Raw genomic sequence first — 13762 nt, 5'->3', positions numbered from 1 at the left:
CTTCTGTCACTTCCAGCGAGAGACTCTACTCGTCGCTGACACAGATAAACCTCACGAAAAAAAGCAATCCTTAAATTGTGAATCAGTTGGCGATAACACACCCGAGTCACTCGTTCAGCTGCCTTACGAGCCCTTCTGCGTTACGGGTTGATCGTCGGCAACCCTTCCGTTACGCGCCCGAACGGCCAACGACGGGTAAGGTGCGGGTTGCCCATGATTCGGGCACAAGACAAGAGCGCTCATTTAGGGCTTGCTTGAAGTGGCCTTGGTTGCGGCGGCGTGGCCGCGACGCAACCAAGACACCGTGGAGAGCGGGCGTTTACTGGGCGGTGTATGCGGCAGCCTTAGTGGAGCGAGCGAGGACAGCGGGTTGAAAATCGGGGTTCCCGAAGTTCCACAGGAAAAAGGTGAATATGTCGGTCCAGTCCGAGAGCTGTTGGGCGATGGTATCGGTGATACCGTGGCCCGCGTCGTAATTCACACGGAAGAGGATGGGGTTGGGTCCAGCATTGGCGGCTTGCAGGCGCGAGGCCATTTTGGCACCCTCCCAAGGATCGACTCGGGGATCGTTAGCGCCCGCAGTGACTAGCGTGGCGGGATACTTGGTACCTGGAACCACGTGCTCATACGCGGCCATCTCGAAAAGGCCCTTGAAGCCGTCTGGATCCTTGACTGTGCCGAACTCAGGAATGTTGGCCGGGCCGGTTGCGCTAGTCTCCTCACGTAGCGTGTCGGAGCTAGGCACGCCGTCTACAGCGGCGGCGAAGAGGTCAGGGCGCTCGGTGATGGAGCGGCCGATCAGGATTCCGCCCGCGGACTGGCTCCAGATGCCGAGGTGTGGAGTTGAGGTGTATTTCGCGTCGATAAGGTATTGGGCAGAAGCGATGAAATCGCGCCAGGTGTTTGGCTTGGTGAGCTTTTTGCCGGCGAGGTGCCAGCCTTCGCCGAGTTCGCCGCCACCACGCACGTGGGCGATCGCGAGCACGCCGCCACGCTCCAGCCAGGCCATGTAACGTCGGCTGAAGGCGGGCGTGAATGCGTCTCCGTAGGCGCCATAGCCGATCAGCGCCGTGGGTGCCGTGCCGTCACGAACCAGACCCTTCCTATAGACAATGGAGAGCGGAAGCGGGGTGCCGTCCAGGCCCCTGATCGTGACCTCTTCAGAGACGAGGTCAGTGGGGTCGACAGCATTCGGGACCTTCAGGTGCAGGGCAGTGAGCGAGGCGGTCCTGGAATCGTAGCGGAAGCCGTCGCCGGGCATCGTCCAACTGGTGAGGTCAATGACCGCCCCGGAAACGGAGAGCGCGGTCGCGACAGCGTTGGCGTGTTCGGCGGCAGGCAGCGGGAGGGTGGTCGGCTTGGAGTGGGGCCATACGGCAGACGGAGCACACGGCCAATACCGTTCTGCAGGCACTGGATGTAGAGCGCGTCCGAGGCCGCGTGAAGCACGTTCGTGCCGATGAACCCGCCGGAGAGAACCAGGTCGCTTGCCGGGAGTACGACCTCCGCCGCCTTGAGGTCGGGATGAGCCGCATCTACGCGCAGGATCTTGCCATTAAGGGTGCCGTCAAAGCTGACGAGGTAAAGGTCATCCCCGTGGAGCGCCTCGTCGGTCACCTTGTCGGAGAAGTCGGCGACCTTCTGCCACCCTGTATGGGTCGTGAGGGCAGAGGGCGGCCCAACGTAAATCGAGCTGTCGGGATCGACTCCCGGAGTTACGATCACCAACGCGAACTTCGATCCCGGCACCGTGAGCGCGATCGGGAAGGAGAACTCCGGGACTTCGATGTCGGGCGAGATACCCCGGCCCAGGACGACTGTATCCTGCGCTACCGGCGTGCCCAGAATATGCTGATGAACCATCGGCTTGCGGTACTTGTCGGTAGGCGGAGCATTGGGGGCAAGCTTCTCCAACTGAAGGTAGAAGAGGCTTTTATCGTCGGCGGAAAAGACTGCACCTTCGCAGCGTTCGAAGGTTTCGGGCAGTTCGCGTCCGGTCGCCGTCTCGTAAATATGGGCGGTCTTCTCTTCGGATCCGCCCGAGGATAGATCGGCAGTGACGAACTTGCCGTCGTCGGAGGGCGTGTAGTCGTCGAGCGATACGTGGGACGTGGCGGTCGAGAGCCTCGGCAGGTCGAGAAGCATGTGCTCGGGACCGCCCGAAGCCGTACGGACATAGAGACTAGCCTGATTTTCATCCCGCTTGCGCTTGCGATAGAAAAGGTAAGGGCCTGCGACCTTGACGTCGGTAATGGCAGCCTCTTCGGCGTTCATGTAGCGGGACATCTCGCCCGCAAACGCCTGCCGGCCGGGGATGCTGTCGAGCACCGCTCGGGTATAGTCGGCCTGGCCCCTCATGAAGGCGACGACCTCCGGCGACTTCTGATCTTCCAGATAGCGATAGGGATCAATGACCTGCTGGCCGAAGTAGATATCCGTGACCGGCCGGACCTGCGCTACTGGTGGAGCTGCGATGGACCTGGGAGTCTGCGCCACTGCGTGGAGGGTAAGGAAGAGGATGCCAGCGGACAACAGTGAGGTCAGCCGGCGGGGCCGGATAGGCGAATCGAAGGTCCTGAGCATGGGGAAAGTGTAAGCCTCAGAAGTCTTCGTTCTAAAAATTTAAAGTAAGAACTTGTAAAGCAAGCTTCCCGCCTGGGGGTCTATCCCGAAAAATTATGTCGGACGACGATCTGCTTGTCGAAAGCCGCACCGGACAAGCAATGCGAGTATGAGGTGGTTCCTTTGTTTCATACTGTCGTTGCTTGGAGAGTCTCGTTTCCAAGCTCGTGAGTGGTTTTGACGATCGGTGACGATAGCCGCCCTTGAGTGATCGAATCACGTACAAACTCCCGGGTTCGCAAAGCACGATCCCATGTGCTGATTACAATCAATTCTGCCACTTGATACAGTGTTATGGCTCTTCCGCACATTTGGTGATACTGCTCATTTGCTCGCAAACCCGCTAATCTGTTGCTGATTTCAGACGCCTTATAAGGTCGCAGACTTACAGCTCTGGCGACGGGCTTTGAAGTTTGCGCCTTTTTAGCGATTGCTCGGTCATCTTCACCAAAAGTCAGGAAGAGCCAGTGTTATGCCGCCACACCGTGCAACGTTATGGCTCTTCCGCACATTTGGTGATACTGCTCATTTGCTCGCAAACCCGCTAATCTGTTGCTGATTTCAGACGCCTTATAAGGTCGCAGACTTACAGCTCTGGCGACGGGCTTTGAAGTTTGCGCCTTTTTAGCGATTGCTCGGTCATCTTCACCAAAAGTCAGGAAGAGCCAACGTTATACCGCCGTTGATTTGATGGAAGGCCGAAGCTGACCAGAGTCCCATCCGCGCCGGAGGCGTGCGCGAGAAATTCGAACTTGCTCAAATGTATGGTCCGCCGTCTGACTGCAAGGGAAAAGTTGGTGGATGAAGAAAGTCTGCGTCAATGTATCCGACCTGTTGTGTGGAGAGGTGTCTCCTGGCCATGATGAGATACGCCGCGTACCTGTCCTTCGAAACCCCTCGGCCGTGTAAGGGCCATTTGAGCAAACAGGCTTCAGGTGCGCCGTTTTGACTGTTCTTTCATCCTTACTTGTCCGGTGCAGACCTCGGTGGGAGAACTTGATCTTGATGGTTACTCTTGCCTACGCAGCAGCTGGCTCTTGAACTGCCCGATAGTCCTGGCCACTCGATAGCACCGCCCATGCGATCCGCGCGAGCTTGTTGGCTGCCGCGACGATGAGCACGTTGCGTGGGGCTCTCGTTTCAAGAGCCGTCATCCACGCTCCCATGGGAATCCGCTCTCGCTTGCAGCGTAAGACCACGGCGCGTGCTCCATGGATGAGGATCTTGCGTAAGTAGCGATTGCCTCGCTTACTGATGCCGTAGAGCTTTGCTTTGCCGCCAGTCGAGTACTGCTTCGGCACCAGTCCCATCCAGGCGGCGAACTCGCCCCTTGTGGAACGCAGCGCCGTTGCCGATCGAAGCCACGATCGCTGTTGCGACCAAAGGGCCGATGCCTGGGATCTGCCTGAGCCGTAGGCATGCCGCATCACTGGAAGCGATCAGCTCCACTTCATGGTTCAGATCGACCACCTGCTGCTCAAGATCCTTCCACTCGTTCCAAAGCAGAGCGAGCAGGTTACGCATCCGCGGAGTGAGATCTTCTTCGGCGTTCTCAAGGATCTCAGGCATACGCTCGCGCAGCTTGGCCGGGCTCTTCGCGAACACTAGGCCGCGCTCCAGCAGGAAGGCACGCAACTGGTTGATCACGGACGTTCGTCGTGTGATCAAGCGGTCGCGCACACGATGCAGCGCCTGCAGATCGAGCTGGTCATCTGTCTTGATCGGCACGAAACGCATGTTCTGTCGATCGACAGCCTCCGCGATAGCTTCTGCATCCAGGAAGTCGTTCTTGTTGGACTTCACAAATGGCCTCACGAACTGAGCCGGAATGAGCTTCACGTCATGGCCCTGTTCACGCAGAGCACGACCAAGAAAGTGCGCTCCGGCACATGCCTCCAAGCCGATCAGCGAGCTCTGCAGGTTCGCCGTGAACGTGATCAGCTGCTTCTGGGTGAACTTCTTCTTCAGCAGCACCTTGCCGTTATCGCCGAGCGCCACCAGGTGAAAGGTCGTCTTGCCAAGGTCAATCCCTACCGAACGAATCTGCATATCGATGATCCTCCTTGAACCTGCCTACAAGATCTTCCACCCTACGGTGAAGTTCAAGCGGCGGACCATCTCAGTAACTCCGGCGGGCTCAACTGGTCGATGCAACACTGGCTTGCAGTTTACTCGCCGGAGTTTCAAAGCCCAAAGTTTGTCGCGGGCGTTGATTGAGGCGCAGAGCTACCTTGTTGAGATCGGCTTGAGAGTGGACGGACAAGTCGGTCTTCTTGGGGAAGTACTGTCTTAGTAGGCCGTTGGTATTTTCATTGGTGCCGCGCTGCCAGGGGCTCTGCGGATCACAGAAGTAGACCTTTACATTCGTGTCTACCGTGAAGCTCTTGTGCTTGGCCATCTCGTGCCCCCGGTCCCAGGTCAACGAGCGCCGCAGCGTCGCAGGGAGTTTGAGCACGTGCTTGCTCAGCGCGGCGACGACCGTCGTTGTGTCTTTGCTGGGCACTTTGACCAGCATGGTGAAACACGAATGTCGTTCCACCAGGGTTGCGATATGACTGTTTTTGCTGCCTGCGAGCAGATCGCCCTCCCAATGACCGGGAATAGCGCGGTCTTCAACCTCGGCAGGTCTTTCGCTAATAGAGATGGCATCGACGATCTGACCTCGATACTGTCCCGCAGCCCGCGAGTGCCGTGAGCGACGTATAAGCCGCTTGGACCTGAGGTGCTGAACCAGCTCCTTTTTCAGCACTCCGCGGGCCTGGATGAATAAGCTGCGGTAGATGGTTTCGTGGGACACGCGCAGGCTCTCGTTGTTGGAAGAGTGGACTTTCAGCCATTTCGAAATCTGTTCCGGCGACCAGTCCAGGATCAGTTTACTGGCCACGATCGTCCGCAGCTTCTCTTCGATGGCAAGAAGACACACCTTGGGTCGCAGAGCTGAGTTCCATGCCTGACGGTCGGCTGCGCTGGCTCGATAGAGTGGCCGGCCACCGTGACGCGACACCTCCCGGCTCACTGTCGACACAGCCCGTTGCAACCCGTTGGCTATCTCCCGAATCGACGAACCGGATGCAATCCCTCGTGAGATGTCTTCCCGCTCGGCCAGCGTCAGCGTTCGCGGTGAACGCCGGCGAGCAGCAGGAACGATACCTCCGCGCTGCGTCAACAGGAACCGAATAGAACCATGCCCCTTACCGAAGGCGCGCCCAATCTCATGCAACGACTCGCCCGACTTCCAACGGCGCCACATCTCGATCCGCTGCTCAGTGGAAAGCCTGTTCCGTTTTCCTTGTGCCATAAACACCACCTTTAGAAAATGAATTCATATCAGATGGTGTTGCACCGACCGGTTGAGACCGCCCCCTTAATGAGATGGTCCGCCGCTTGATCTCCACATTGAATTGGGTGATCTTGTTGGCAGGTTCAAGGAGGATCATCGACATGGAGATTCGTTCGGTTGGCATTGATCTCGGCAAGACGACCTTTCACCTCGTAGCCCTCAACGCAGCTGGCAAGGTGCTGTTGAGGAGGAAGTTCACCCAGAAGCAGCTCATTGTATTTACCGCCAACCTGCAGACCTGCCTGATCGGTATGGAGGCTTGTTCGGGTGCTCACTTCCTCGGTCGTGCTCTGAGAGAACAAGGTCACGACGTGAAGCTGATCCCGGCTCAGTTCGTGAAGTCGAACAAGAACGACTTTCTGGATGCGGAAGCCATCGCCGAAGCAGTGGACCGACAGAACATGCGCTTCGTTCCGATCAAGACAGACGACCAGCTCGACCTTCAGGCGATGCACCGTGTGCGTGATCGCCTCGTCGCCCGTCGAACCTCCGTCATCAACCAACTACGGGCCTTCCTGCTCGAGCGTGGCATGGTGTTCGCAAAGACGCCAGCGAAGCTGAAGCTGGCGATGCCAGAGATCCTCGAGAACGCAGATGCGAACCTGACCCTACGCATGCGCAACCTCGTCAGCCTGCTCTGGAGCGAGTGGAAGGATCTGGAGCAGCAGATCGTTGCGATGAACGTGGAGGTTGAACAGATCGCCTCTTCCGATCCAGCCTGCCAGCGACTCAGACAGATCCCGGTATTGGGCCTCTGGTTGCAACCGCGGTCGTAGCGGCGATCGGCAACGGAGCGGCCTTTCATAAGGGCCGGGAGCTCTCCTCCTGGCTGGGACTTGTGCCGCGACAGCACTCGACCGGCGGCAAGGCCAGACTCTTCGGCATCAGCAAGCGCGGCAACAGCTATCTGAGGAAGCTGCTTGTGCATGGTGCCCGATCCGCCGTCCTCCGCGTCAAGCGAGAACGATCGCCGTTCGGTCCCTGGCTCAACGCTCTTGAGCGCCGGTCCCCGGTCAAGGTAGTGATCACAGCCGCAGCTAACAAGCTTGCCCGTATTGCGTGGGCCGTTCTCTCGAGCGGACAGGACTATCGAGCGGTTCCCGACGCAATGACTGCCTAAGCAAGATTAGCCACATTAGCCACCACCGGCATCAAGTTCTCCAACCAAGGTCTGCACTGGATAGCTGAGACGAACGAACAGTTCCCAACGGCGTGCTCGCAACCTGCTCCCGAAAATGGTCTTCCAGCACCGTCCCGTTTATCAGGAAGAGCACGCAGCGCAACTCATCATGGCCAGGAGACACCTCTCCACACAACAGGCTGATTAGATAAGGGCGAAGACTCAAGCCGCTCCCGGTAGACTGTGTTTGGTTTAGAGACCATGGTCAGCGGGAGGAGGAGGTCCGATGATCATAGTAGGTTGTGATTTTCATCCTAGGGAGAGTCTGCACAAGTTCTGCATCGCTTGCCTGATTGATTAATCTGATAGCTGCGAGGAGATTGCGATGAAGCAGCAGAGTCTGTCGAGTCAGGGTGTGTTTGAGAAGTACGGGCGGAAGAGTCGGCGGGAGTTGTTTCTGGACGAGATGGAGCAGGTGGTTCCATGGTCTGCGCTGGAAGCCCTGGTACGACCGCACTATGCGAAGGCGGGCAAGGGACGGCAGCCGGTAGGGTTGGCGATCATGCTGCGGACTTACTTTGTGCAGCAGTGGTTCAATCTGTCGGACCCTGGGGTGGAAGAGGCGTTGTACGAGTCTGCGGCGCTGCGGCGGTTCGTTGGCGTGGACCTTGGGATTGCGCCTGCGCCGGATGAGACGACCATCCTGCGGTTCCGTCATCTGCTGGAGAGGCACGAGCTGGGCGGGTTGATGCTGGATGCGGTGAACGTGCATCTGGATGCCAGGGGCATCCGGATCGCGACGGGCACGATTGTCGATGCGACCATCCTGCATGCGCCTTCGTCGACCCAGAACGCGAGTGGCGAGCGCGACCCGGCGATGCACCAGACCAGGAAGGGCAACCAGTGGTACTTCGGCCTGAAGGCGCATATCGGCGTGGACGCGAGGGAGGGCATCGTCCACTCTGTGGCGACGAGCGCAGCCAGCGTGGCGGACTGCCACATGTTACCGGAACTGCTGCACGGCCAAGAGCGTAAGGTGTGGGGCGACGGCGGCTATCAGGGCCAGACCGACGCCATCCAAGAGGCCGCTCCGAAGGCACAGGACATGACCTGCAAGCGGACGAAGTTCAAAAACTATGTCGACGAGTTACAGAAAAAGAAGAACCGGAGTAAGTCGAGGGTGCGGGCCAAGGTAGAACATCCGTTCCGGATCCTGAAGCGCATCTTCGGCTTCGACAAAGTGAGATACAGAGGCATCGCGAAGAACCATCACCGCCTGTGCGCGAACTTCGCGCTGGTGAACCTGTACCTGCACCGCAAACGTCTGGCAGTCCTTGGGCAGTAGTGCGCCTGGAAGCCCCGGAAAACGGGCGGATGCGCGTTCCAATTAGCCCTCCAACAGCATCAAACCAACCAAAACCCGCGCATCTTCCATGCCCACTCCCTGACCCCAGAAAGTCAGACGCCTACGCAGAGGTTCCCTAGCTTTCAACAAATCGCCATGCTCGATACCGAGACTGGAGCAACCGAAGAACACAAGCTGATGCACACGAGCGGAGAAGCCGAAGGCTTCTATCGGAAGCTGGCTTCGCCCGCGATTGTGGGCATTGAAACCGTAGGAAATGATCAGTGGTTCGTGCAGCTGTTGCAGAAGTTGGGTCACGAGGTCTGTGTCGGAGACGCGGCGCAAATTCGTGCCAGCTACGTGCGGAAGCAGAAAACGGATCGTCGAGATGCAAAACACATACTGCAGCTGCTGGTGGAAGGAAGGTTTCCACGGATCTGGATACCAGACGCCGAGATGCGGGATCATCGCCAGTTGCTGATACACCGTCACAAACTGGTGCAGATACGTACTCGGGTCAAGAACGAATTGCAGCACCTCATGCTGAATTAGGGAATGCAGAAAAAGCAGAAGCTGTGGAGCACGGAGGGCCGGGCGGCGCTCGCGTGCCTACCGCTGGAGCCATGGACAGATCGACGCAGGAAGGACTTACTGAACTTACTGGCGATGTTGGATGCTCAACTCGAGAGCCTCAACGAGGCAGTGACGCGAGTGGCCAAAGGCTATCCAGGTGTGCCTCTCCTGATGAGTCAGCCAGGAGTAGGTGCAGTAACAGCACTTGCCTTTGTGCTGACCCTGGGAGATGTCCATCGCTTTCCACGTGGCAAGCAGGTCGCCAGCTACCTGGGATTGGCCCCTCGAGAGCATTCATCCGGAGCAAAGCAGCGGATGGGTGGGATCAGCAAACAAGGCAACCGGCTCTTGCGATTTCTTCTGGTGGAAGCGGCCAACATCGCGGTACGGATGCCAATCAACGTTCGCGGCTTTTGTACAACTGATCAATAAGGTCAAAGGCCTCCGGGTGCAGAGACACTGATGCGTGGATCGGCTCTCCGATTTCCAGATATGAGCCCCTGGCTGCATCGTACCCGGGCCACTTGGGTTGGTCCGGCACGTTTGGATCTCCGGTCTTTGCAAACTGAATCCAATACTGGCGCATTGCTCGAGCCAAGGCGTCCCCCGATTTATTCCTGGGGATGCCCGGTGTATCAAACAACAGGGTTAGGTCGCTGCCGTGGAACGCTCCCCACCGAGCGCCGCCGGGGCTGTCGAAGCTGAAGGTAGAGTGGTAAAGATAGGCTTTGCTCTTCTTGTTGCTCATCGATTGCGCGAGCCACCGAGCCGGAGCAGTAAAGTCCAGGTCGCTCCCGGCGCGGATGAATTCGGCAGAGGCGTCGCCGGTGCCGGGTGCCGGGTAAACGCGTAAGCCTTCCTCGGCCAGCGGACCGAGAGTGTCTTTGATCCAGCTACGGTACGCATTGGCGGAGAGGTCCGGGTTGAAACTGATCAGGTTTGCCATTTCCCGTTCAGTGCTGCCCACGATAACCGGAATGTCCAGCTCCCGCCCGCGCGCAAATAGCGCAAGCGGTTGATCGGTAACCACCCAGCCATCGACGATGGTGTCCGACGACATGTTCGTATTGATCAGCTTTTCAGCCGGGATGGAGCGCAGTTTGGCGAGCGCGTCGGTACCGTCGGCCCCGAGAGAACGGGCAACTTTTACCCCGGACTCTTCAGCGGACGCCAGATTTCCGTACGAATCATGAAGCCGCGGTTGCGGGTCAAAGGGCACGCCGCTTTGCAGGATTGCTCGATGAAACAGCCCGCGCGCTAACGGAGAAATCATTAAGATGCCTACGTAATAGCCCCCGAGGAATGCCCCCAGATCGTGACGCTATCGGGATCGCCTCCGAATTGTGCGATGTTGCGACGCACCCACTGCAAAGCAGCGATCTGGTCCAGCAGGCCATAGTTGCCGGAGGAGTGGTGTTCCGATTCAGCCGTGAGCGCAGGATGGGAGAGCCATCCCAACGCGCCGATTCGGTAATTGATGGTGACGACCACGACCTGGCCGGTTGCGGCCAGTGCGGCTCCGCCGTCATCGCCGCGGCCAATGGTCCCGCTGCCGCCGTGGATGTAGAACATGACGGGAAGGCGTTGGCTTGAACCAGGATGGGGCGTCATCACGTTCAGATAGAGACAGTCTTCGCTTGTCTTATCCGCGGGCCGAGCTTTGGATGGGTCGCCTCCCAGTTGGCTGAGCAGTCGCTGGCGAATCCTGAACCATGTGTCCGATTGCGGGCAGGCTGGACTGAGTTCCTCTGCTTTGCGAACGCCCGCCCATCGGGCCAGCGGTTGCGGAGGTCTCCATCGGAGATCTCCTACTGGCGGAGCCGCATACGGGATGCCACGGAAAAAATCAAATTGGGATACTCAGGAGATTGAGCTCCTTGGACGATGCCGCCTTCGATTGCAACAACGAGATCGCGTGATGGTGTCTGAGCTGACGCGAGCACGCAAGTGGAAGCACAAGCAAGAGCAATGATTTTGACTAGACGGATCATTTCCGCTCCGTTCGCTCAAGAGACCTGTCCCAAATTTAGGGCCTCAGTATATGCGCGACATGCTGCGCCTGGACGTCGGCCTTAGCGCTCGCCATACGTCAAGCGGGAGGCAGGATGGCCCCGTCCTGTCAGCTGTTCCGTTCGCTCGCAGGCGTGCGTCGTCGCGCCATGTACAGATTCAAACTAAACACTACCCACAATCGCGCCTCCTCGAACGCCTCTCGGCTGCATTGAAGCTTTCGAACTAACATTGTAGAGTGCGGCGTACCGTCTATCTATGCTGATAGACAATGCATCCGTATAGGGCTACGCTTAAGCCTCAAGAGAGAGGCCCAAGATGGTTCTCACGCTTCCACCCTTCTTCCCGCATAGGCGAAATCCTGACGGTTCGTTTGACTCGATTTGCCTGAAGTGCTTGCTCACAATTGCTAGCTCAAGAACTGAAGCTGACCTGGCAAAGCACGACAAGTATCACGTCTGCAATCCTTCCGTCTTGTCCCGACAGGCTTTTGATCGCGCTCGGACGCCGCGCTAACCAATCCAGCTTGGTCCATTTTTCTGAAACGAACCGCATTAGGCGATGATGATGGTAGAAATCAAATTTTCCCACCGCTTCAACCCTGACGGCATGTGGCAGTCAATCTGCCCGGAATGTTATAAAACGGTGGCAGAAAGCCGCGAAGAGGAAGACTTACGGCCAGCCGAAGGTACCCATGTTTGCCTCTCACTAAATGGGCGCTTGGTTCGGATCGACTAGCCTTCTTCGCTTGCGCGCTACGAAGAAGAACCTGCATTTCACCCGCGAACTCAGCAGACCCTGCTCTGAACGCCGCAAAGAACGTGGAGGTTAACGTGCGCTCAGAACTCATCTTTCGCGCCAGGGAAACAGTCGATAACAAGTACAAGCTATGCCAGACAACCTCAAAGGCAACTCGCCGCCTTCACATCGCCGCGAAAAACACCACAGACACCATCAACGATGTCCTTGCACGAATAGCTGGTGGCGATGAGTTTTCGCTACCTGTGATTCCCATTCTTGCGTCGTCGTAGCAAGCGTTTGTTCCAGACGAGCATCACTCAGCTAACCAAGATTCAGTATGGAGTCAAGGCAATGAACTCACTGCGCTTTAGCTGGCCGGCTGGACTTCCAAGGTCGCGCTGCGCTTGAATCAACGTCCGCGAAAAACTTTGGGCTTTGAAACTCCGGCAGCTAGACTGCAAGCAAGTGTTGCGTCGACCGTCTGAGCCGGCACTTCAAATCCACGTCGAGATCCGGCCTGATATCGGTAATGGGACGTCCGATATCGGATGGAAGAACCTTGAAGACAGTATCCGCTGTAGGGGTCATGCGGCGTATACACAGGCCACTATCTACCATCACAATAGGGATCACTGTGCTTTCGAGCAGGTTCTTCAGGTCATTCCCAAGCAGGTGCAAGGTTGAGTTGTTGCTATTCAACTCGTCGTTGACGGTGGTGAGTTCTTCATTGGTGGCTTGCAGCTCCTCTTTCGAGGTCTCCAGCTCTTCGTTGGTGCTTTGCAACTCCTCGTTTGCGGAGAGCATTTCTTCATTTGCAGACTGATAATCTTCACGGAGCGCTTCTTGTGCCCCCAGATGTTCCTTGAGCAGAGCGCGTGCGGCCTGCAATTCACGCTTCTGCTCAAGAAGCGTTCTTCGTGCAAGATCGCTTGCTTTAAAAGGCAGGCGCTGACTCGTTTTGTCATGTGTCTCGATCAGAAGTGTAGCGTCCTCGAAGAGGATGAGATAACACCGTCCCATTCCGGAAGCCGGTTCATTCATGGGAGTCACGGACAGATGCACTACACGCTTTTTGCCATTGTGTTCAAAGGCAACGTTCTTTTTCTTGATTGGAGCAGCCTTTTTCCTGGCTGAAGCAATGGCGGTGCGCAGGGCAATGGCCAACTCTTCACGGACCATATTCAGTATGTTGAGATTCGCACGCCCGGACGCAGGTTCCAGATAAGGACTGGTTCGCCCGCGAAACTGGAGGATTTCGAGGGTCTCGTTGACGATGACGCCTGGCGGAGCACACTCCCTGAGTACGATCCGGTCTGCAAGTTGCTGCAACTCCGCTTCACTCTGGCTGGCGCGGCTGATGGGCTGCGCTTTCGCTACGGGCGATGCAGTGGCCTGAATGGGAGTCCGGCTTGTCTTGAACATCCGCTGCTGACGGTGATTGCCAATCTTTTTGGAATAGATTTTGCTCTTCTTATTGAGTGGCATAAATATCTGCGGATAAGAGGCTGCGCTCTCAGCGTTTCCCAACAGCAGAAAGCCGGATGGATTCAAGGCGTAGTGCAAGGTCGAGATAATCTTTTCCTGCAACTCCGGTTGAACGTAGATCAGGAAATTCCGGCAGGAGATTAGATCGAGGTTTGAAAAAGGTGGGTCCTTGATGACATCCTGGCGTGCAAAGACACAGAGATCCCGGATCGCCTTGTTGACCCGGTATCCGCCTGCCACTTTCGTGAAGTACTTTGCGACCCGCCCAGCTGAGACATTCTTCATAGCGCTGTCGGAGTAGATGCCGGAGCGAGCTTTCGCAACTCCTTCTCATTGAGGTCTGTCCCAAAGATCTGAATGCGGAGACTAGCGGCCCTGGCACCCAGAAACTCAAGCAAGGTAATCGCCAGCGAATACACCTCTTCTCCGCTGGAACAGGGTGTGGATTGCCCGTCATTCAGGAAGCATGCATGTCGTCACTCCTCTCACCTTCGACGAAGGGCATCATGAGACGTCAGTGATCGGA

General features: G+C 57.3%; 8 protein-coding genes and 4 pseudogenes. 5 read left to right on the top strand and 7 right to left on the bottom strand.

The window, feature by feature from the left end; genetic code table 11:
- Positions 1–319: 319 nt before the first annotated feature.
- From RBB80_RS12090 to RBB80_RS12075, 4 genes and pseudogenes are all read right to left on the bottom strand, one after another.
- Complete coding sequence (locus RBB80_RS12090; protein WP_433968406.1) at positions 320–1261, bottom strand: prolyl oligopeptidase family serine peptidase; 942 nt, start codon at positions 1259–1261, stop codon at positions 320–322.
- Complete coding sequence (locus RBB80_RS12085; protein ID WP_433968405.1) at positions 1201–2583, bottom strand: hypothetical protein; 1383 nt, start codon at positions 2581–2583, stop codon at positions 1201–1203. The genes RBB80_RS12090 and RBB80_RS12085 overlap by 61 nt, the downstream gene beginning before the upstream one ends.
- Before the next feature lie 1058 nt (positions 2584–3641).
- A pseudogene (locus RBB80_RS12080) lies at positions 3642–4671 on the bottom strand (IS110 family transposase).
- Between the two features lie 88 nt (positions 4672–4759).
- On the bottom strand, positions 4760–5920 hold the full coding sequence (locus RBB80_RS12075; protein WP_433968403.1) for an IS30 family transposase: 1161 nt from the start codon (positions 5918–5920) through the stop codon (positions 4760–4762).
- A gap of 143 nt (positions 5921–6063) precedes the next feature.
- Between RBB80_RS12075 and RBB80_RS12070 the strand changes: the two are divergent.
- The 4 genes and pseudogenes from RBB80_RS12070 (at position 6064) to RBB80_RS12055 (ending at position 9432) form a co-directional block, all read left to right on the top strand.
- A pseudogene (locus tag RBB80_RS12070) lies at positions 6064–7082 on the top strand (IS110 family transposase).
- A 385-nt stretch (positions 7083–7467) separates the two neighbouring features.
- Positions 7468–8427 (top strand): IS5 family transposase, encoded by a 960-nt coding sequence (locus RBB80_RS12065; RefSeq protein ID WP_433964127.1) that lies wholly within the window; start codon positions 7468–7470, stop codon positions 8425–8427.
- A 156-nt stretch (positions 8428–8583) separates the two neighbouring features.
- Positions 8584–8979 carry an IS110 family transposase gene (locus RBB80_RS12060; protein WP_433968401.1) on the top strand — a complete coding sequence of 132 codons (396 nt, stop codon included), beginning with the start codon at positions 8584–8586 and terminating at the stop codon, positions 8977–8979.
- Between the two features lie 3 nt (positions 8980–8982).
- Positions 8983–9432 carry a transposase gene (locus RBB80_RS12055; protein WP_433968400.1) on the top strand — a complete coding sequence of 150 codons (450 nt, stop codon included), beginning with the start codon at positions 8983–8985 and terminating at the stop codon, positions 9430–9432.
- Here the strand turns inward: RBB80_RS12055 and RBB80_RS12050 are convergent.
- A pseudogene (locus RBB80_RS12050) lies at positions 9398–10833 on the bottom strand (carboxylesterase/lipase family protein). The gene RBB80_RS12055 and the pseudogene RBB80_RS12050 overlap by 35 nt on opposite strands.
- 1010 nt (positions 10834–11843) lie before the next feature.
- Here RBB80_RS12050 and RBB80_RS12045 point away from each other — a divergent pair.
- Entirely contained in the window at positions 11844–12041 is a 198-nt protein-coding gene (locus RBB80_RS12045) for a DNA-directed RNA polymerase subunit omega (RefSeq protein ID WP_433968399.1), read from the top strand.
- A 160-nt stretch (positions 12042–12201) separates the two neighbouring features.
- Here the strand turns inward: RBB80_RS12045 and RBB80_RS12040 are convergent, their stop codons facing one another.
- Both RBB80_RS12040 and RBB80_RS12035 read right to left on the bottom strand, forming a co-directional pair.
- The gene (locus RBB80_RS12040; protein ID WP_433969631.1) at positions 12202–12555 is read right to left on the bottom strand and encodes a PAS domain-containing protein; all 354 of its coding nucleotides are present in this window, start codon (positions 12553–12555) and stop codon (positions 12202–12204) included.
- 729 nt (positions 12556–13284) lie between these two features.
- A pseudogene (locus RBB80_RS12035) lies at positions 13285–13655 on the bottom strand (CheR family methyltransferase); the annotation flags it as partial.
- Positions 13656–13762: the final 107 nt, after the last annotated feature.

This window comes from Tunturiibacter gelidiferens (assembly GCF_051013345.1).
GTDB lineage: Bacteria > Acidobacteriota > Terriglobia > Terriglobales > Acidobacteriaceae > Edaphobacter > Edaphobacter gelidiferens_A.
Note: the sequence above shows the minus strand (reverse complement) of the source record. Positions and strands in the feature narration are given on the sequence as shown.

Bases quoted from the DNA above. Each gene is read 5' to 3' on its own strand.
- RBB80_RS12090 (WP_433968406.1), bottom strand. From the start codon at position 1,261: ATGCCCGGCGACGGCTTCCGCTACGATTCCAGGACCGCCTCGCTCACT.
- RBB80_RS12085 (WP_433968405.1), bottom strand. From the start codon at position 2,583: ATGCTCAGGACCTTCGATTCGCCTATCCGGCCCCGCCGGCTGACCTCA.
- RBB80_RS12075 (WP_433968403.1), bottom strand. From the start codon at position 5,920: ATGGCACAAGGAAAACGGAACAGGCTTTCCACTGAGCAGCGGATCGAG.
- RBB80_RS12065 (WP_433964127.1), top strand. From the start codon at position 7,468: ATGAAGCAGCAGAGTCTGTCGAGTCAGGGTGTGTTTGAGAAGTACGGG.
- RBB80_RS12060 (WP_433968401.1), top strand. From the start codon at position 8,584: ATGCTCGATACCGAGACTGGAGCAACCGAAGAACACAAGCTGATGCAC.
- RBB80_RS12055 (WP_433968400.1), top strand. From the start codon at position 8,983: ATGCAGAAAAAGCAGAAGCTGTGGAGCACGGAGGGCCGGGCGGCGCTC.
- RBB80_RS12040 (WP_433969631.1), bottom strand. From the start codon at position 12,555: ATGCTCTCCGCAAACGAGGAGTTGCAAAGCACCAACGAAGAGCTGGAG.